We start from the raw sequence: 19,012 nt of genomic DNA on the forward strand, positions 1-19,012 counted from the left end.
CCGGCGGCGCGGGCGTCCTGCCCGTCCCGCCCGACGAGGCGCTCGCCGCCCTCACCGGCCCCCGCGCGCCCTACCTCATCGGGGTACGGCACCACGCGCCCTCCCTGGCCGCCGTCGTGCCCGCGCTGCTCGACGCGGCGGAGCCGGAGGTGCTGCTCGTCGAACTGCCCGCCGAGATGCAGCAGTGGCTGCCGTGGCTGGGACACGAGGAGACGCGGGCCCCCGTGGCGCTCGCCGCCGCTCCCGGTGACGGGAGCGGCGGTGGGCCGGCGTTCTATCCGTTCGCCGACTTCTCGCCCGAACTGGCCGCCGTCCGCTGGGCCGCCCGCACCGGCACACCGGTGATCGCCTGCGACCTGCCGCTCGCCGACCCCGCCTGGTCCGAGGGCCGGCGGGCCGTGGGGGAGCGGTCCGGGGGGCCCGGCCTCGCCACCGCCGTACGGGCCCGGCTGACGGGCCGGCCCGGGGACGACCTGTGGGACCGGCTGGTCGAGGCGGCCGCCCCCGGCTCCCCGCCGGAGGCCCTGCGCCGGGCCGCCCTGCTCACCGGGTGGGCGCTGCGCGAGGACGCGGCCGCCTCGGGCGGGGTACCGGTACTGGACCTGCGGCGCGAGCGGTGGATGCGGGACCGGCTGGCCGAGGCCACCGCGCGCGGCGAACGGGCCGCCGTGCTGGTCGGCGCGTTCCACGCGCCGGCGCTCGTGGCCCGGGACAGCGGGCCGGACACGGAGGCCGACGGCGTGTCCGGCGGATCGGAGCGCGGGGAGCGGAGCACGGCCGACGCGCCGGTGTCCGCCTGGACCACCTCGCTGATCCCGTACACCTACGCCCTGCTCGACGAGCGGTCCGGCTACCCGGCGGGCATCCGGGACCCGGAGTGGCAGGACATGGTGCTGCGCGCGGCCGGCGACCCGGCGGCACTGCAGGAGGCGCTGACCCGGGCGGCCGTGCGTGTCTGCGCCGCACTGCGGGACCTCGGCCACCCCTCGGGGCCCGCCGACGCGCGGGAGATCAGCCGGCTCGCCTCCGATCTGGCCCGGCTGCGCGGACTGCCCGCGGCGGGCCGCGGCGAACTCGTGGAAGCCGTCCAGACGGTGCTCGCACAGGGCGAGCCCTACGGGCGCGGACGGGCCGTGGCGCGCGCGATGGAGCGGGTCCTGGTCGGCACCCGTGGCGGGCGGCCCGCCCCGCAGGCGCCGCGCAGCGGCCTCGCCCCCGCGGTCGAGGCCGAGGTGACACGGCTCGGCCTGCCCGGCCCGAGGGCTGGCGGCCCCGGCCCCGCGAAGGACCTGCGGCTGGACCCGCTGCGCTCCGACCTCGACCGGCTCCGCGAACTGCTGCTGCGCCGCCTGACGGTGTGCGGTGTCCCCTACGGGGAGGCCAAGGAGGTGGCCGGCGCGGGTGGCGGCGAGGCCCTCACCACCCGCTGGGAGGTGCGCTGGACACCGGCCACCGAAGCCGTGCTGACCGCGGTCGGCGCACGCGGCGTCACCGCCGAGCAGGCCGCCGAAGGAGTCCTGCTCGAACGGCGGCGCCTGGAGCGCGACGAGGGCGGGCCCACGGCCGCGCAGGCCCTCGAAGGGCTCGAACGGGCGGCCGAGTGCGGCCTGACGGGGCTCGCCGACGAACGGCTCACCGATGTCGCCGACGTCCTTCCCCAGGCCGGCACCCTGCCGGAACTCCTCGCCGGCCTGGCCCTGCTGGACCGGCTGCGGGCCGGCCACGTCCCCGGGCTGGGCACCGACCCGGACCGCGAGGCCCGCGCCGGCGCCGTCGCGGACCTGCTCACGGCCGCGGCCGTACGGCAGGTCGACGGCCTGACCGGGTCCGAGGACCTCGCCGACGCCCATGCCCTGCTGGAACTCTCCCACCGCGCCGACCAGTTGGGCGGCATCCGGCTCGCCGACGCCCTCGGCCGCCTGTCCGCCGGCGGCTCCCCGCTGATGCGCGGCGCCGCCGGGGCCGTACGCGTCCTGCTCGGCCACGAGGACGCGCGCACCTTCGGCGACCGCGTCGCCTCCTGGGTCGACGCGGCCACCGCACCCGACTCGCGCGCCGCCCTCACCGCCCGGCTCGGCGGACTGCTGACCGCCGCGGGCCCGCTGCTGGAAGCGGCGCCGGCCGCGCTGGAACCCCTGCTCACCCGGGTGTCCGAGCTGCCCGACCGGGCGTTCCTGGACCGGCTGCCCGCACTGCGCGGAGGCTTCGACACACTGAGCCCCGCGGCCCGCGACCGCCTCCTCGCGACCGTCGAGGAACACCTCGATGCCCCGTACGTGCCCGCCACGGACGGCGTCGACCCGGCGGCACTCGCCGCCTGGACCGCCGCGGACTTCGCGGCCCGCGAGACCCTGCGGACCCTCGGGCTGCTCCCCGCACCGGGCCCCGTCACCGAGCCCACCGGAACGGCCACGACGAACCCCCCGCCGGCCGGCACCGCGCCGCCCGGCACCGCGCCGCCCGGCACCGCGCCGCCCGGCACCGCGCCGGCCGGCACCGCGCCGCCCGGCACCGGGGCGGTCGGCACCGTGCCGCCGCCCGGCACCGACGACCCTTTCCTCACGCCCGCCGACCGCTGGCGTCTCCTCCTCGGCCGCCGCGCGGACCGGCTGCCCCCGTCCGCGGCCCCGATCGCGACCGCGCTGGACGAGCTGTACGGCAGCGGACGCGGCGAGGGCAGCCGAGGCGACCTCTCCGGCCCGGGCCGCGGCGGGGGCCGCGAGGCCCCGTACCCGGGGGTGCGGGAGTGGTCCGAGGAACTGGCCGCGCTGTTCGGGCCGGGCATCCGCGAGGAAGTGCTCGCCGCGGCCGCCGCGTCCGGCCGCAAGGACGTCCTCACCGAACTGGACGCGGACAGCGTGCGACCGTCGGTGGACCTGCTGCGCACCGTGCTGCGGCACGTCGGCGGACTGCCCGAGGCGCGGCTGGCCGCACTGCGCCCGCTCGTGCGACGGCTGGTCGACGCGCTGACCCGGCAACTGGCCACCCGCCTGCGCCCCGCCCTGCACGGCACGGCCCTGCCACGCCCCGGCCGGCGGCCCGGCGGCGGCCTGGACCTGCCCCGCACCCTGCGCGCCAACCTGGCGACCGCGCGCCGCGCCCCGGACGGCACGGTGCAGGTGATCCCCGAACGCCCCGTCTTCCGCACGCGGGCGCGCCGGGCCGCCGACTGGCGGCTCATCCTCGTCACGGACGTCTCGGGATCGATGGAGGCGTCCACCGTGTGGGCGGCGCTCACCGCCTCGGTGCTGGCGGGAGTGCCGACGCTCTCCACCCACTTCCTGGCGTTCTCCACGGAGGTCATCGACCTCACCGGACACGTGGACGACCCGCTGTCGCTGCTGCTGGAGGTGAGCGTCGGCGGCGGCACCCACATCGCCGCCGGGCTGCGGCACGCGCGCGAGCTGGTCACCGTGCCGTCGCGCACCCTCGTCGTGGTCGTCAGCGACTTCGAAGAGGGATATCCGCTGGGCGGACTGCTCGCCGAGGTCCGCGCGCTGGTCTCCTCCGGCTGCCACGTCCTGGGCTGCGCGAGCCTCGACGACACCGGCCGGCCCCGCTACGCCACGGGGGTCGCCGGTCAACTCGTCGCCGCGGGCATGCCGGTCGCCGCCCTGAGTCCGCTCGAACTCGCCCGCTGGGTAGGGGAGAAGATCGCATGAGCCCGGACCTGCCTCCGGTCGTCCCGTCCGTCACCGCCGAACTCGTCGCCGCGCTCTCGCCCCGGCTGCGCAAACGGCTGGACGCGGGCGTCACGAAACTTCTGGCACGTCCCGTGACCCGCGACGGCGACAGCGTGCGGATCGCCGTCGACGACGACACCGACGTCGTCCTGCACGCACCCGGCGGGACGGTGACCGGCGCGGACGCGATCCACTGCGGTTGCCTGCTGGCCCCCGACTGCCTGCACCGGGCGGCCGCCGCCTCGGCTGCGCCGGTCGCGGACGACCCGCCGGCCGACGCCCCCGCCGGCACCACGCCGACGGGCGACGAGCCCACCGCGGCCCCGGAGACGGAACCGGCGGACGGCACGGCACAGACGGACGGCACGGGACCGGCGGACGGCACGGCACCGGCGGGCATCGAGACCGCCACCGACGTCCAACGCGTCGCCGCCCGCGCGGTGTTCGACGCGGCCGGCGCCGTCCTGGAAGCCGGCGCGGACGGTGCCGGCGCCGTGCTCCAGGCGGAGCTGCTGCACGCCGCGCACACCGCCCGCCTCGCCGGGCTCCCCCGCGCCTCCGCCGCGGCGGTCTCCGTGGTGACGGGAGTGCGCGCCGCCCGCTCGGCCGATCCCGGCCACCGCCTCGCCGACCTCACCGGCGCACTGGCCGAGGCCCTGGGCGTCGCCCACCGCCTCCCGGACGCCACCGGCGACGACCTGACCGGGCTGCGCGGCACGGTGCGGCAGCCGTACCGCCCGGACGGCTCCCTGCGCCTGTACGGCCTCTTCACCGAGCCCGTCCTCACGGCGACGGGCTATGCCGGCGCGGTCACCTGGACCGCCGACGCCGACGGACGGCTGTACACGGTGTCGGACGTGGCGCCGGGCGGACCGGCCCGGGCGACCGGCGCAGCCGACCGGGCCGTACGCATCGGCGACACGTCCCTGACCCACCGTGAACTCTCCCGCGCCGGACTGGCCGTGTCCGGCGCCACCGTCTCACCCACGGGCCGGCTCGGCGCGGGGGCCGGCGTGCGTGCGGTGCGCGCAGCCGGTGCCTCCTGGCACGCCGAGCCGCTGGACCGGCTGTGGTCCGTACCCGCCGCCGACCAGGTGGCCCGGGCCCTGGACGGCGGACCTGACCTGCTCTTCCTCGACGTGACCCTCGCGGGCACGGTGCGCGGGACCACGGGCGACTGTCTGCTGGCCGACTGCGCGGGCGTGCCCCTGCGGCTGGTCACGGCGCACGACGACCCCTCGCTGCCGTACCGCGACAACCTGCGCCTGCTGGCCGCCGCCCGGGGCAGTCGGCTGAGGATCGTCGCGCGCCTGGCCCCCGGGCCCCTGCCGCGCGTCCTGCTGCTCGCCACCGAGCACCCCACCGATCCCACCGCCCGGGTGGACCTCGGTCTGGACCGGCTTCAGCACGCCGACCTGCCGGCCGGCGCGGTCGCGTCACCGGCGGCGGACGTCCCCGCCGCGGACGAACCGCCCCTGCACCTGCTGCGCCGCCGCGTCCACCAGGCGGTGTCCGGCGGTCGCCGGGTCCTCGCCCTCGGCGGAGGCGCGTCGGGTGACGGAGCCCGCCTGCGCCGGCTCGGTCTCGGCACCGCCGGTGACCTCCTGGACGACCTGCACGCGGCCGCCGCGGACCGTTCCCGTGACTCCTTCGGCCGCCTGCTCCCGGCCGACACGGCCCGCTTCGCCCGCTCGTGGCTCGCCGCCGCCCTCTACACCGACACGGTGGAACGGTCCCTGTGCGCCGGCGCCTGGGCCGCCACCGCCGAGGCACCGGCTCCGGCCCGACCGACGGAGGTGGCCTGACCAGAGGATGTACGAAGGCGGCCTGACCACCGGAGACGGCCGCGGGGTCTGCCATGTCTGCCATGTCGGCCGGGAGGACGGCACGGCGGTCGGCGGCAGGACGGTGCGGCGGCCGGCGGCAGGACGGTGCGGCGGCCGGCGGCGGAATGGTGGCGGGGCCGTCGTCCCGGGCGTTCCGCACGCCCAGCAGAATGACGCCATGGCCTCGACCTCCCGCATCCGCCCCGGAGTTGGCGACCACCCGGCCCGTACCCGGCTCGTGGCGGCCGTGGCCGCGGCGGCGACCGTCGGCGCGGCACTGGGGCTGAGGTCGGTGGCGACGGGAGACGTGGCCAAGTACGGGGGAGACGCCCTCTACACCGTGCTGGTCCTCGCCCTCGTCGTCCTGGTGGCGCCGCGGGTGACACCGCTGAAGGCCGCAGCGGTCGCGCTCGCCGTCAGCTGGGGCGTGGAGTTCCTGCAACTCAGCGGGGTCCCGGCGGAACTCTCCCGGCACAGCACCGCCGCCCGCCTGGTCCTCGGCTCCACCTTCAACGCACCGGATCTGTTCTGGTACGCGGTGGGCGCAGCGGCCGGCTGGTCGGTGCTGAGCCTTCGGGCGACCCGTCGGCCGTGCTCCACAGCCGACCGGTCGTAGACACACAGCGCACACCCTGCAACGCCATACCGTTCGTCCGGGCCTCACTCCACAGCCGTCGGTTCGTACAGGGACCTCGCTGTGCAGCCCCTGCTAGGCTGCACCCGACGTTGGTCGTATGTCGAGTTGTATGCCGAGGAGAGCCGGACATGGTGGGTGACGACGACATCTGCGGGTGATACCCGCACGTGACGGCCACCGGCAGGCGCACAGGAGCGCCGCCGCAGTGGCCTCCCCGTCGTCCCCTCTTCCGTCCCACCGGGCAGATGCCCTTTCCTGCCCGGCATTTCCGCGAGGTCATCCACATGTCCAACGCTGCCGTCGTCTGCTCCGACCTGTCCTTCTCCTGGCCCGACGAGACCCCCGTCTTCGAAGGGCTGTCCTTCACCGTGGGCCCCGGCCGGACGGGCCTGGTCGCCCCGAACGGTGCCGGCAAGAGCACCCTGTTGAAGCTGATCGCCGGTGAGCTGCTGCCGGGCAGCGGCTCCGTGTCGGTGGCCGGCACGCTCGGGTACCTGCCGCAGAGCCTGCCCCTGACCGGTGACCTCACCGTCGCGGAGGTGCTCGGGGTGGCCGCGGTGATCAGGGCCATCAACGCCGTCGAGTCCGGTGACGTCGACGAGCAGCACTTCACCACCATCGGCGACGACTGGGACATCGAGGAACGCACCCAGGTCCAGCTCGACCGCCTGCAACTGGGCGACCTGGCCCTGGACCGGACCCTGAACACGCTCAGCGGTGGCCAGATCGTCTCCCTCGGCCTGGCCGCGCAACTGCTGAAACGGCCCGACGTGCTCCTCCTCGACGAACCCACCAACAACCTCGACGCCGAGGCCCGGCACGCGCTCCACCAGGTGCTGGACGACTTCAACGGCGCCCTGCTGGTGGTCAGCCACGACCGTGCGCTGCTGGACCGCACGGAGCGCATCGCCGAACTGACCGACGGCGGACTGCGCCTGTACGGCGGCAACTTCACGGCGTACGAGGAGATCGTGCGGACGGAACAGGAAGCCGCCGAGAAGAACGTCCGCAACGCCGAGCAGGAGCTGAAGCGGGAGAAGCGCGAGATGCAGCAGGCCCGGGAACGCGCCGAACGCCGGGCCTCCAACGCCGCCCGCAACCTCAAGAACGCCGGACTGCCCCGCATCTTCGCCGGCACCATGAAGCGCGGAGCGCAGGAGTCCGCGGGACGGGCCGGGCAGACGCACGCCGCGCGCGTCAGCGACGCCAGGGCCCGGCTGGACGAGGCGGGCAGGGCGTTGCGCGACGAACAGCGCCTCGTCCTGGACCTGCCCGACACCCGTGTGCCCGCCGGCCGGACCCTGTTCCTCGGCGAGGCGATGCGGGTCCGGTACGGCCGGCACGACGTGTTCCGCGGCGAAGGCGCCGACCTGACGGTCCGGGGCCCGGAGCGCATCGCACTGACCGGACCCAACGGAGCGGGCAAGAGCACCCTGCTGCGCCTGATCAACGGCGACCTCGGCCTGGACGGCGGACGGATCAAGCGGGCCGACGGACGGATCGCGTACCTCACGCAGCGACTGGACGTACTGGACCCGGAGCGCACCGTCGCCGAGAACTTCGCCGCCTTCGCACCCCACCGCACGGAGGCCGAGCGCATGAACCTGCTCGCCCGCTTCCTCTTCCGCGGCGCCCGGGCCCATCTGCCCGTGCGCGTGCTGTCCGGAGGGGAGCGGCTCCGCGCCACCCTGGCCTGCGTGCTGTGCGCGGAACCGGCGCCGCAGATGCTGCTCCTCGACGAGCCGACGAACAACCTCGACCTCGTCAGCACGGGCCAACTGGAAACGGCACTGGGCTCCTACCAGGGAGCGTTCGTCGTGGTCAGCCACGACGAACGGTTCCTCACCGGGATCGGCGTCGACCGGTGGATCCGTCTCGCCGACGGCGAACTCACCGAGACGGGCGCACCGAGCACCTGACCGGCACGGGCACACCTCGCACCTGACCCGGACGGGCCTCGCAGCGGACCGGCGCGGGCGGACGCCTCGGCTGCCGCCCAGCCGCACGCGCCCCGCATGCGCGGCCCTGTCACTCCGGGCACGCTGGTCTCATGGCCGGGGACCAGCCCATCGTGATCTACCCGCCCGCCGCGGACGGCGGCAGGCGGGTCCGCGCCGACGGGCGCTTCCTGGGGATGGCGTACGGGCTGCTGGACGTCGTGGAGTTCCTGCGCCTCGCCGGTCTCGAGAGCGTCGACGACGACTGGCTGAAACAGTCCGACCTGGTCGAATGGCGCGGCGGAGGCCCGGACACCTGGAGCGCCGACAACTGACCTCATGGGTGGACGGTGATTCACCCGAACCGGGGACTTGGAATCTCAATCCAAGTACTGGACTATGGATCCAGTCGATCCAGTCGATCCAGTCGATCCAGTCGATCCAGTCGATCCAGTCGATCCAGTCGATCCAGTCGATCCAGTCGATCGAGGCCGTAGGTCCGGAGGGAGGGCGCGTGGCGAGCGAGGTACGCCCGAGCGGGCGGAGGGCAGGGGGGACGCCGATGCGTCCTGACACGGAAGGGGACGGGCAGCGGACACGTGAACAGGACGCGATCATCGCGGCGTTGGGCCCCGTGGCCGACGGCATCGCCGCCACGCTGGGATCCTTCTGCGAGGTCGTCGTCCACGACTTCCGCCGCCCGGAGCGGTCGGTCGTCGCCATCGCCGGCTCGGTCACCGGACGTTCCGTGGGCGGCTCGATGAGCGAGATCGGCATGGGCGTACTCGCCCGGGGCGACGAGGCCGAGGACCGGCTGAACTACGTCACCCGGACCTCCGGCGGCAAACTCGTCAAGTCCTCCACGATGGTGCTGCGCGACTCCGCCGGCACGGTGTTCGGCGCCCTGTGCGTCAACCTGGACATCACCGCCGTGCAGCAGGCCGGCTCACTCATCGGTGAACTCGCCGGTGTGCAGGCCCCGGTCGGCGTACCCATGACGACATTCGGCAACGACATCGACTCCGTCGTGGACGCCCTGGTCGACACCGAACAACTGCGGCACAGCAGACCCTGGAACGCGCTCGACCGGGAAGAACGCCTCCGTCTCTTCGCGCGCCTGGACGCCGACGGCGTCTTCGCGGTGCGCGGCGCACCCGGACGGGTCGCGGAGCGCCTCGGCATCTCCCGGGCCTCCGCCTACAGCTACCTCGCACAGGCCAGAAACGCGACGACGGCCGAACCCGGGCCGGACGACGCCGTACCCGCACACCACGAACCGAACGGAGAACGGACATGACGGTCACCCTGGACGACGTGCGGGACGCGGCGGCGCGGATCGAGGGAGTCGCGCACCGCACCCCGGTCCTGCGCTCCCGCACCCTGAACTCCCTCGTCGGCGCCGAGGTGTTCGTCAAGTGCGAGAACCTGCAGCGCGTCGGCGCCTTCAAGTTCCGCGGGGCGTACAACGCGGCCTCCCGCCTCACCCCCGAGCAACTGTCCCGGGGCATCGCCGCGTACTCCTCCGGCAACCACGCCCAGGCCGTGGCCCTGGCCGCCCGTGAACTCGGCACCACAGCGGTGATCGTCATGCCGGAGGACACCCCGACATCCAAGGTCGAGGCCACCCGCGGCTACGGCGCCGAGGTGGTCACCTACGACCGCTACACCGGCGACCGCGTGGCCATCGGAGAGGCCCTGGCCGCCGAGCGCGGACTCGCCCTGATCCCGCCCTACGAACACCCGCACGTCATCGCCGGCCAGGGCACCGCCGCGCTGGAACTGCTCGAAGAGACCGGAGACCTCGACGCCCTCGTGGTGCCGGTCGGCGGCGGCGGACTGATAGCGGGCAGCGCCACGGCCGCCAAGGGCCTGCAACCCGGCATCAAGGTCATCGGTGTGGAGCCGGAGGAGGGGGACGACACCAAGCGGTCACTGGAGGCGGGCAGGCGAGTGTCCATTCCCGTGCCCCGGACCATCGCCGACGGGCAGGCCGCCGACATCCCCGGAGAGCTCACCTTCTCCCTGAACCAGAAACTCGTGGACGACATCGTCCTCGTGAGCGACGACGAGATCCGTCAGGCGATGCGCACGGCCTTCGAACGCATGAAGACCGTCGTCGAACCGAGCGGCGCCACACCCCTCGCCGCTCTCCTGGCGGGCCGGATCGACCCCGTGCCGCGCCGCATAGGCGTCATCGTCTCCGGCGGCAACATCGACACCCGTCGCTTCGCCCAGCTCGTCGGCTGACGCCGACGCGGAACTCGGGCCCCCGTCCACGGCGCACGGCCGGCCCCGCCGAGCGCGACATGTCCGCCACCGCGCACCGGCGCGGGCCCGGTGGCGGACACGAGCCATCCGGCGCGGACCCGGTGGCGGACACGAGCCCTCCGCCGCACGGCGGGTGGACGGCGCGGACCGGTGGACGCGGGGCTCGCGCCGCGCGGTTCAGCGACGGCGCCGTACGAGACGGCGGAACGCCCCGGCACCGCCGGCCGGTGCGGGCAGCGCACCCGCCACCGCGTCGGCCAGCAGGGAACCGACGGTCTCGGCCGCGCAGGCACGGTTGGCACCGATCCCGCCCGAGGGACCGCGCTTGATCCACCCGACGACATACGTCCCCGGCCTGCCCGTCACCCGGCCCCGCTCGTGCGGCACGGTCCCGGTCGCCTCGTCGAACGGCAGCCCCGCCTGGGGCACACCCCGGTAGCCCACCGCCCGCAGCGCCAGGCCGGCCGGTATCTCCGACTCACCCGTGCCGTCCGTGACCCGCACGGCCCGGGCCGCCTCGCCCCCGCACACCGCCACGGGCTCGGACAGGAAGCGGAACACGATGCGCCGCCGCTGCCCCGGCGCACCCGGCGACAGGGACCAGTCGACGGCCTCCCGCGGAACGTCCCGCAGCACCGCCGCCTTGTCCCACGGCCCGGCACCGTCGATCGCCGCGGCGATGCGCGGATCGTGGTCGTCGACGAGCAGGTCCACCCCGGGCAGGTGCTTCAGTCCGAGCAGTTCGGACCTGGTGAACGCCGCGTGCTGCGGCCCACGGCGCCCGAGCAGCACCACCTCGCGCACCTTGCTCCGCCGCAGCTCCGCCAGCGCATGGCCGGCGATCTCGGTGCCGGCCAGCGCCTCCGGGTCGCAGACCAGGATGCGGGCGACATCGAGCGCGACGTTGCCGTTGCCGATCACGACGACCCGCTCGGCCGACAGGTCGACCGCGTCCGGCGCGACCTCCGGGTGCGCGTTGTACCAGGCGACGAACGTGGTCGCCGAGACACTGCCCGGCAGGTCCTCACCGGGGATGTTCAGCCGCCGGTCGGTGGCGGCACCCACCGCGTAGATCACCGCGTCGTGATGGGCGGCGACCTCCTCCGCCGTGATGTCGCTGCCCACGTCGACCCCCAGGTACGTCCGCACCCGGGGATGGGTGTGGAAGCGGGCGAAGGACTCGCCGACCTTCCTGGTGGCCGTGTGGTCCGGCGCCACGCCGTACCGCACGAGCCCGCCGGCGACCGGAAGCCGGTCGATGAGCGTCACCTCCGCCCGCGTGTGCAGCAGCAGGTCCTTGGCGGCGTACATGCCGGCCGGGCCGGTGCCGACGACCGCGACCCGGAGCGGCCCGAAGTCCGAGGGCAGCACCCGGTCGAACACCGGCTCGCCCCAGGTGTGGAAGTTGGGACCCGGGTCCGCCGCCTCCGCCGGTGACTCGTCCTGCTCGAAGTAGGCCGCGTTGATCCGCGCGTACTCCTGCAGCCCGTCGGTGAGCTGGTCCACGGGGAAGACGGCGTCCACCGGGCAGGCGTCGGCGCACGCCCCGCAGTCGATGCAGCTCTTCGGATCGATGTGCAGCATCTCCGTGCTGCCGAAGGCCCGTTCCTCGGGCGTGGGGTGAATGCAGTTGACCGGGCAGACGGACACACACGTGGCGTCGCTGCAGCAGGTCTGGGTGATCGCGTAGGCCATGGTCGTCCGCTCCGCTGAAAGGCCGTGAGGGGCAGGCTGAACGTCGTCAGATGAGGTGGGCGCGCCGGTAGAAGAAGAGCGCCGGCCGGGTGAGCAGCCCCACCGAGGACAGGAACTCCATCAGGCCCGAACAGCTCGCGCGCATCATCGACTTGTGGTGTTCGTTGGCCTTCGCCTCGCGGACGGCGCGCTCCTCGTCCAGCCCCGCGTTCGCGTACACCTTCCGGTTCACCATGCTGGTGACGATGACGTACGCCGCGACGGCGATCAGCACGGCGTGGATCCGGCGGCGCAGCCGCCCGGCGCGCGCGAGGTGCTTGCGCGTCTCGTCCCGGGCGAACTTCATGTGCCGCGACTCCTCCACCACATGGATGTTGTTGATGGTGCGGACGAAGGGCACCACCCGTTCGTCGCGCATCCAGTCGCGCTGCATGACGTCGAGGACCTCCTCGGCGACCAGGATGGCCGCGTACGCGGCCTCGCCGAAGGCAACGGTCTTGAAGAACCTGCCCAGTTCGACCGCGACCCGGTGCGGGCGGTAGGCCGGGGCCCCGAGCTTCTTCGCGCCGCGGGCGAACATGATCGAGTGCCGGCACTCGTCGGCGATCTCGGTGAGCGCCCACTGGAAGGTGTCGTCCGTCGGGTCCTTGGCGTAGATGTCCCGCAGCACCATCTGCTGCAGGATCATCTCGAACCAGATGCCGGTGCTGGCGACGGACGCGGCCTCCTGGCGCGTCAGCGCCTTGCGCTGCGCGTCGGTCATCTCGTTCCAGTACGCCGTTCCGTAGAGCGTGCTCCACTCCGGGCTGGCGCCGTGGAAGTCGGTGTCCAGGGGCGTGTCCCAGTCGACCTCGGTGAGCGGGTCGTAGGAGAGCTGCGCGGAGGAGTCGAGCAGCCGCCGGGCCACGCCGTCGTCGGAGGACTGGTTCCTGGCCTGCGGCCGAGAGGTGCTGATGGCCATGCTGAAGGCTCCTCGAGTCGAGTCCGGGCACTATTACCCCGGGTAACCACCCTGGCTTGTTGACGCACTGTATAGCAAGAGGTGGCCGGTTCCCAGCCCGGTGACGCCGAAGAATCGCGATCGGCGGCGCGGTCGTCCGAGTCCGTGCGCACCGGCGGCGAAAGAAAATCGCTTGATGCGATCCTGACAAAGCAGGATTTCCGTGGCACTCTGCCTGACGCACGTCGATCCGCACCGCTCTTCGTTCCCCCCAGCCCTGCCCGGACCCGACCGGTTCCGGCACGGCAGAAGGAGGCATGCGTGAGACGCAATCGCACCGCGGGCATCCTGCTGGCTCTCGGAGCCCTGTTCGGCGGCGGCCTGGCCGCCGCCGCCCCCGCGCACTCGGCACCCACCCCCACGGCTGACGGCGCGTCGGCCGCGCTCCGTACCGTCTCCCCGGCCGAACAGCGCACGGCCCGCACCTTCTGGACTCCCGAGCGCATGCGCGGCGCGGCGCCGCTCGATCTGCGCCTGACACCGAAGGCCGCGGCCGCGCCGAAGACCCCCGCCCCGGACGGGAAGGCGGCCACCGTCGTGCCCGGCGCCGCCCCGACGGCCTTCCCGGAGGGCGGTGCGCCGTGGACCGGCGGGGGAGCGGTGGTGTCGACCTCGGGCCGGGTGTTCTTCACCTTCGACGGACGCACCGCATCGTGCTCCGGCAACGCCGTCACCAGCGCGAACGCCAGCACCGTCATCACCGCCGGGCACTGCGTGAAGTACCAGGGCAGCTGGCACACCAACTGGGTCTTCGTCCCGGCGTACGACAACGGCAAGGCCCCGTACGGTCAGTGGACCGCGACCAGGACGCTGACCACGCCGCAGTGGGAGGCGAGCGAGGACATCAACCACGACGTCGGTGCCGCGGTCGTCGCGCCGCTGAACGGGCGGACGCTCACCTCGGTCGTCGGCGCGCAGGGCCTCCAGTTCAACGGCGGCTACAACAAGCAGATGTACGCCTTCGGCTTCCCCGCCGCCTCGCCGTACGACGGCTCCGCGCTGATCCACTGCAGCGGCAACAGCTCGAAGGACTTCCTGTTCTCCCAGGACCACAGCCTCGCCTGCGACATGACGGGAGGCTCCAGCGGCGGCCCCTGGTTCACCGGCTTCGACGAGGCGACCGGCACCGGCCTGCAGGTCTCGGTGAACAGCTTCGGTTACACGTTCCTGCCGAACCGCATGTTCGGCCCGTACTTCGGTGACGTGGCCAAGGCCCTGTACGACAGGGCCCAGGCCGCCTAGGGGGCCTGCGGATCAGGCCGACCCCAGGCCACGACGCCTTCCTCCAGACGTCGGCGCCCGGCTGCCCGGCGGACCGGGCAGCCGGGCGACCGGGTGGCGCTCAGCAGCTGAGGTTGCCGCCGGGCTCCACGCCGAGGAGCTGGGTGAACCGCTGGTAGTTGTCGATCCGGCTCTGCACCTGGCCCGGGTTGCCGCCGTTGCACTCCAGGCTGCCGTTGATGGCGCGGATGGTCTCGCCGAACCCGGCGCCGTTGACCATGGCGTCATGCGGTGTCATGGAGCCCGGTCCGCTCTGGGTGTTCCAGTACCACAGGCCCGTCTTCCAGGCGACGGACGCGTCGTTCTGCACCAGGTCCGGGTTGTTGAGCAGGTCGATGCCGAGTGCGTCACCGGCCGCCTTGTAGTTGAAGTTCCAGCTCAGCTGGACCGGGCCGCGGCCGTAGTACTTGTCCGTGCCGGCCGGGCAGCCGTAGGGCTGGGTGGCGTCGCAGTAGTGCGGGTAGTTGGCGGTGTTCTGCTCCACGACGTGGACCAGCCCGCCGGTCTCGTGGCTGACGTTGGCGAGGAAGGCGGCGGCCTCCTGCTTCTTGACCGTGTCACTGCCGGTGTTGGTGAACCCCGGATAGGCGCTGAGCGCGGCGGTCAGGCCGCTGTAGGTGTAGAACGGGTTCCTGTTCGGGAACATCTCCTCGAACTGCGCCTCGCTGACGACGAATTCCGCCGCGGCGGCCTTCGTGTCGGCCGTTCCGTCCGTCTTCTGGGCGGATGCCGTCGGGGCCAGCGTGAGGCCGCAGACAGCGGCGGCCACGCCGGCGGCGGCCAGCGCGGAGAGTTTTCGGGCATGCACGATGTCGGGTCTCCTGCAGGTGTTGTGGGGGGAAGACACGGGGGAGGGCGGGCGGTCGAAGGCCCGCCGAGAGGCGGGGGGGGGGGCGCCCGTACGGACCGTGCGCCGTGGTCCCTGGAGCCGGGCGCCCGCCCGGGAATCGTTCCGGCCTGAGGTCAGCCGCCGACGTTCACGTCGATGCAGGCGTAGAACGCGTTCGAGGTGTCGGCGACGTTCCACACCGCGAGCACCTTCTGCTGCCCCGTCAGGCCGCCGAAGTCGACCTGGTGGTTCACCACTTCACCGGGCTGGGCGCCACCGTCGTCGAACAGCGCGATCCGCTGGCCGCCGACGTAGTACTCCCAGGTGCTGGTCGAGTGCCGGGCGGTGAGCTTCCACGAGAACGTGGCGTTCTTCGGGACGGGCGTGACGGCCCAGCCCTTGCTGTCGTCGTCCAGTTCGGCGAAGCGGCTGTTGCCGCCGCTGCAGCTGGTCAGCCCCTTGGGGCCTTCGACGCTCTGCGGCTCGTAGGTGATGTCACCGCAGGACACCGTGCCCGCGGCGCACTGGGCCTGACGGCTCGGCGGATCCGAGATGTAGCCGTGCGCGCTCGCCGACGAGGCGGGCAGGCAGACGGCGACCACCGGGGCGAGAGCCGCACCGATCAGCGCGGCCTTTGTCTTGTTGGTACGCATGTGGATCTCCTTCACATCGGATCGTCCCGGCCTGTGTGGGTCATGAGTGGGGGGACCGCACACGAAGGAACGACCGCTCGTGGGTGGGGCCAAGAGGCGCGAAGGTAGCGCGCGCTCGCCGTCCTCGCGGGGAAGTGGTCGGGGCCCGCGAAGGATCAACTCCCAAAGCGGAGCGGCGAGTTCTGTTGGACTAGACCATACAAGCGGTGAGCATGAGCGTGTCAAGGGTGGGTGCGAAAGGCGCGCCGCCGGCCGCCTCGCGGTTCGGGCGGGCGGTGAGGGGGACCGGCCGGGCGGGCGTATCGGCGGATGCCGCCACCCGGTGTGCTGCCGAGCCGGTGGTCGTGCGGGCGGTGCTCAGGCCGCCGTCGGGTCCTCCACGGGAATTCCCAGCCGGCCGGCGACGGCGGTGAGGGCCGCGCCCAGCGGGAGTGCGACCCGGGTGAGGGCGTGCCGGTCGCCCCGCGTCACATCACGGTTGACGATCAGCACCGGCTTCCCCGCCTCGGCGGCCTGCCGGACGAACCGCAGCCCCGACATCACCGTCAGCGACGAGCCCAGGACCAGCAGAGCGGAGGCCTCACGGACCAACGCCCGGCAGTGCTCCACCCGTTGCGGCGGGACGGCCTCGCCGAAGAACACCACGTCCGGTTTGAGGACGCCGCCGCACACCGCGCACGGCACCACACGGAAATCGCCGACCTGTTCGTCGGTGAGGTCGGCGTCGCCGTCCGGATTGATGCCCGCGGCCACCGGTGCGAAGCCCGCATTGGCCTCCTCCAGCCGCCGCGCGAGCTCCCGGCGCGCGCTGAGGGCACCGCAGGACAGGCAGACCACGCGGTCGAGGCTGCCGTGGAGCTCCACGACGTCCCGGCTGCCGGCGGCCTGGTGGAGGCCGTCGACGTTCTGGGTGATCACACCGGCGAGCAGGCCGTGCCGCCCGAAGGCGGCCACGGCCCGGTGCCCGGCGTTGGGCAGGGCCCGGCCGAAGGTGCGCCAGCCCAGGTGGCTGCGCGCCCAGTAGCGGCGCCTGGCCGCGCTGCCGCCGATGAAGTCCTGGTACGTCATCGGCGTGTGCCGGCTCAGGCTTCCGCCCTCGCCCCGGTAGTCGGGAATGCCGGACTCCGTGGAGATGCCCGCCCCGCTCAGCACCAGCACACCGCCGGCGCCCAGGGCGTCGGCGACCGGCGCCGGGTCCGTGGTGCCCGGCGGCAGGTCCTCTGTGGGCGTCCAGCTCAGAGTGGGGCGCATGCGCATGCCGCCAGGGTACGCAGGCGCCTCGGCGTCCGGTGGTCCCGTCGATCGGCTCACGGAGGATGTCCGCGCGGCCGGCGTGACGGCCGCTCTCCTCGATCATGTACAGGGCGGCGCCTCCTCGTGGTGCCGTGCCGGCTCAGGCCGTGCGGCGGACGATCAGGATGTGGTCGGTGACCTCAGCGGTCCGCCCGTCCGGTCCGCTCGCGACCCGGCGGGAGGCGTCGGCCCGCTCGACCGTCCAGGCCGCCGGGTCCAGGGCGATGTCCGCGGCGACCTCCTGCGGTGCCGGATGGCGGAGGTCGGGGTCCTGGTTCCACGACCACGGCGCGGTCGAGCCGTGGTCGACCACCAGCAGCCGCCCGCCCGGCCGGAGCGCGTGGGCGGCCGTGCGCAGCACGCTCGCCCGGTCCAGGTCGAGGGGAGTGTGCAGGTAGTGGGCGCAGACCAGGTCGAACGTGCCGTCCGGGAACGACTCGCGCAGGTCGTGCCGCCGGGCGGTGATCCGCTCCGACAGACCGTGCGCGGCGGCGAGCTGCGTCAGCCGCTCGACGGCCACCGACGACACGTCGACCGCGGTGACGTGCCACCCCTGGCGGGCGAGCCACAGCGCGTCACCGCCGGCCCCGCACCCGAGGTCCAGCACGTCACCGGGCGGCGGGCCCGTGACGGTCTCGGTGAGCCGTACGTTCGGCCGGGGGTCGGCGGGCGCGGGACGGGCCGCGTACACGTCGTCCCAGAACCTGACCGCGTCGGTGGTGTTCATCGTGGGTACCTTTCGCCGGAAGGTCTCCGAGTCTCGCCCGGCCCACGACGCTCCGGCACGCGAACTTGCCGTTACGGCAAACAGTGGTGCCGCGCACCGGCAGTCACCGGGCACTCCGAGCCCGTTCCGCCCGCCCCGGCACCCTTCGCACGCCGTCCTGAGGGCGTCGTCACACCGGCACCTCCCGGCGCGGCGGCGCCTCGTCGCCGCGCAGCGCCGCCCACCACCCCGGATGGCGCGTGTACCAGGCGACGGTCCGGGCGAGCCCTTCCTCGAAGGGCACGGTGGGCCGGTAGCCCAGCTCGGCGGAGATCTTGTCGTACGTCAGGGCGTACCGCAGGTCGTGTCCCTTGCGGTCGGGCACGTGGTCGACCCGGGACCAGTCGGCACCCAGCAGGCCGAGGATGCGTCCTGTGAGGTCCCGGTTGGTCAGTTCCGTGCCGCCGCCGATGTTGTACACCTGGCCCGGTCTCCCGCCCGCCGCGACCAGCGCGACACCCCGGCAGTGGTCGTCGACGTGCAGCCAGTCCCGTACGTGCGAGCCGTCCCCGTACAGCGGAACCCGCTGCCCGCTGAGGATCCGGGTGACGAAGCGGGGGACGACCTTCTCCGGGTGCTGGTGCGAGCCGTAGGTGTTGGAGCAGCGGGTGACGCAGACGGGCAAACCGTGAGTGCGGTGGTAGGCGAGCGCGAGCAGGTCGGAGGCCGCCTTCGACGCCGAGTACGGCGAGTTCGGGGCCACCGGTGACTGCTCGTCCCAGCGGCCCGGTTCCTCGATCGAACCGTAGACCTCGTCGGTGGAGACGTGCACGAACCGGGCCACCCGGGCTCTCAGCGCCGCTTCCAGCAGACGGTGGGTTCCCATGACGTTGGTGCGGACGAAGTCGTCGGCCGCGGCGATGGACCGGTCGACGTGCGACTCGGCCGCGAAGTGGACGACCAGGTCGGCGCCCGTCAGCAGCTGCTCGACCAGCGGCTGGTCGCAGATGTCCCCCTTCACGACGGTCAGCCGCGAACTCCCTTCCGCCTCACGCAGGTTGCCGGGGCCGGCCGCATAGGTGAACCGGTCGAGCACGGTGACGTGAGCGGCACGGAACTCGGGGTGGGTGCCGCGCAGGACCTGCCGGACGAAGTGCGAGCCGATGAAGCCGGCCCCTCCGGTGACGACGATGTGCACGCTCGG

At 73.7% G+C, this 19,012-nt stretch carries 15 protein-coding genes; 8 read left to right on the forward strand and 7 right to left on the reverse strand.

The features are described 5' to 3' along the window. Positions 1 to 17: 17 nt before the first annotated feature. The 7 genes from FGW31_RS33970 (at position 18) to FGW31_RS34000 (ending at position 10,330) form a co-directional block, all read left to right on the forward strand. On the forward strand, positions 18 to 3,662 hold the full coding sequence (locus FGW31_RS33970; RefSeq protein WP_182675155.1) for a vWA domain-containing protein: 3,645 nt from the start codon (positions 18 to 20) through the stop codon (positions 3,660 to 3,662). Further along, complete coding sequence (locus FGW31_RS33975) at positions 3,659 to 5,488, forward strand: hypothetical protein (protein ID WP_142197458.1); 1,830 nt, start codon at positions 3,659 to 3,661, stop codon at positions 5,486 to 5,488. The genes FGW31_RS33970 and FGW31_RS33975 overlap by 4 nt, the downstream gene beginning before the upstream one ends. 199 nt (positions 5,489 to 5,687) lie before the next feature. After that, positions 5,688 to 6,125, forward strand: a complete 438-nt coding sequence (locus FGW31_RS33980; protein WP_142197459.1) for a ribosomal maturation YjgA family protein — start codon at positions 5,688 to 5,690, stop codon at positions 6,123 to 6,125. Between the two features lie 305 nt (positions 6,126 to 6,430). Beyond that, a complete protein-coding gene (gene abc-f / locus FGW31_RS33985; protein ID WP_142197460.1) occupies positions 6,431 to 8,065 on the forward strand; it encodes a ribosomal protection-like ABC-F family protein in 1,635 nt (544 codons plus the stop codon). Positions 8,066 to 8,196: 131 nt separating this feature from the next. Continuing rightward, positions 8,197 to 8,418, forward strand: coding sequence for a hypothetical protein (locus tag FGW31_RS33990; RefSeq protein ID WP_142197461.1), 222 nt, complete (start codon positions 8,197 to 8,199; stop codon positions 8,416 to 8,418). A gap of 227 nt (positions 8,419 to 8,645) precedes the next feature. Then, a complete protein-coding gene (locus FGW31_RS33995; RefSeq protein WP_142197462.1) occupies positions 8,646 to 9,380 on the forward strand; it encodes a helix-turn-helix transcriptional regulator in 735 nt (244 codons plus the stop codon). Further along, the gene (locus FGW31_RS34000; protein ID WP_142197463.1) at positions 9,377 to 10,330 is read left to right on the forward strand and encodes a threo-3-hydroxy-L-aspartate ammonia-lyase; all 954 of its coding nucleotides are present in this window, start codon (positions 9,377 to 9,379) and stop codon (positions 10,328 to 10,330) included. Before FGW31_RS33995 ends, FGW31_RS34000 begins: the two co-directional genes overlap by 4 nt. Before the next feature lie 198 nt (positions 10,331 to 10,528). Here the strand turns inward: FGW31_RS34000 and FGW31_RS34005 are convergent, their stop codons facing one another. Together FGW31_RS34005 and FGW31_RS34010 are read right to left on the reverse strand one after the other, a co-directional pair. Continuing rightward, positions 10,529 to 12,046: an FAD-dependent oxidoreductase gene (locus FGW31_RS34005; RefSeq protein WP_142197464.1), complete on the reverse strand. Its 1,518-nt coding sequence runs from the start codon at positions 12,044 to 12,046 to the stop codon at positions 10,529 to 10,531. A 46-nt stretch (positions 12,047 to 12,092) separates the two neighbouring features. Continuing rightward, positions 12,093 to 13,007, reverse strand: a complete 915-nt coding sequence (locus FGW31_RS34010) for an AurF N-oxygenase family protein (protein ID WP_142197465.1) — start codon at positions 13,005 to 13,007, stop codon at positions 12,093 to 12,095. A gap of 300 nt (positions 13,008 to 13,307) precedes the next feature. On the opposite strand from FGW31_RS34010, the gene FGW31_RS34015 reads away from it, so the two are divergent. Beyond that, positions 13,308 to 14,288, forward strand: a complete 981-nt coding sequence (locus tag FGW31_RS34015) for a trypsin-like serine peptidase (RefSeq protein ID WP_142197466.1) — start codon at positions 13,308 to 13,310, stop codon at positions 14,286 to 14,288. Positions 14,289 to 14,388: 100 nt separating this feature from the next. Here FGW31_RS34015 and FGW31_RS34020 read toward each other — a convergent pair whose 3' ends face one another. The 5 genes from FGW31_RS34020 to rfbB form a co-directional block, all read right to left on the reverse strand. Next, positions 14,389 to 15,135, reverse strand: a complete 747-nt coding sequence (locus FGW31_RS34020) for a chitinase (RefSeq protein WP_142197467.1) — start codon at positions 15,133 to 15,135, stop codon at positions 14,389 to 14,391. 155 nt (positions 15,136 to 15,290) lie between these two features. Continuing rightward, positions 15,291 to 15,809 carry a lytic polysaccharide monooxygenase auxiliary activity family 9 protein gene (locus tag FGW31_RS34025; protein ID WP_142197468.1) on the reverse strand — a complete coding sequence of 173 codons (519 nt, stop codon included), beginning with the start codon at positions 15,807 to 15,809 and terminating at the stop codon, positions 15,291 to 15,293. Between the two features lie 357 nt (positions 15,810 to 16,166). Further along, on the reverse strand, positions 16,167 to 17,066 hold the full coding sequence (locus tag FGW31_RS34030) for an NAD-dependent protein deacetylase (RefSeq protein ID WP_142197469.1): 900 nt from the start codon (positions 17,064 to 17,066) through the stop codon (positions 16,167 to 16,169). Between the two features lie 136 nt (positions 17,067 to 17,202). Further along, positions 17,203 to 17,829 carry an SAM-dependent methyltransferase gene (locus tag FGW31_RS34040; protein ID WP_142197470.1) on the reverse strand — a complete coding sequence of 209 codons (627 nt, stop codon included), beginning with the start codon at positions 17,827 to 17,829 and terminating at the stop codon, positions 17,203 to 17,205. 169 nt (positions 17,830 to 17,998) lie between these two features. After that, complete coding sequence (gene rfbB / locus FGW31_RS34045; RefSeq protein WP_142197471.1) at positions 17,999 to 19,006, reverse strand: dTDP-glucose 4,6-dehydratase; 1,008 nt, start codon at positions 19,004 to 19,006, stop codon at positions 17,999 to 18,001. Positions 19,007 to 19,012 lie beyond the last annotated feature (6 nt).

This window comes from Streptomyces calvus, from assembly GCF_006782915.1.
Classification (GTDB): domain Bacteria; phylum Actinomycetota; class Actinomycetes; order Streptomycetales; family Streptomycetaceae; genus Streptomyces; species Streptomyces calvus.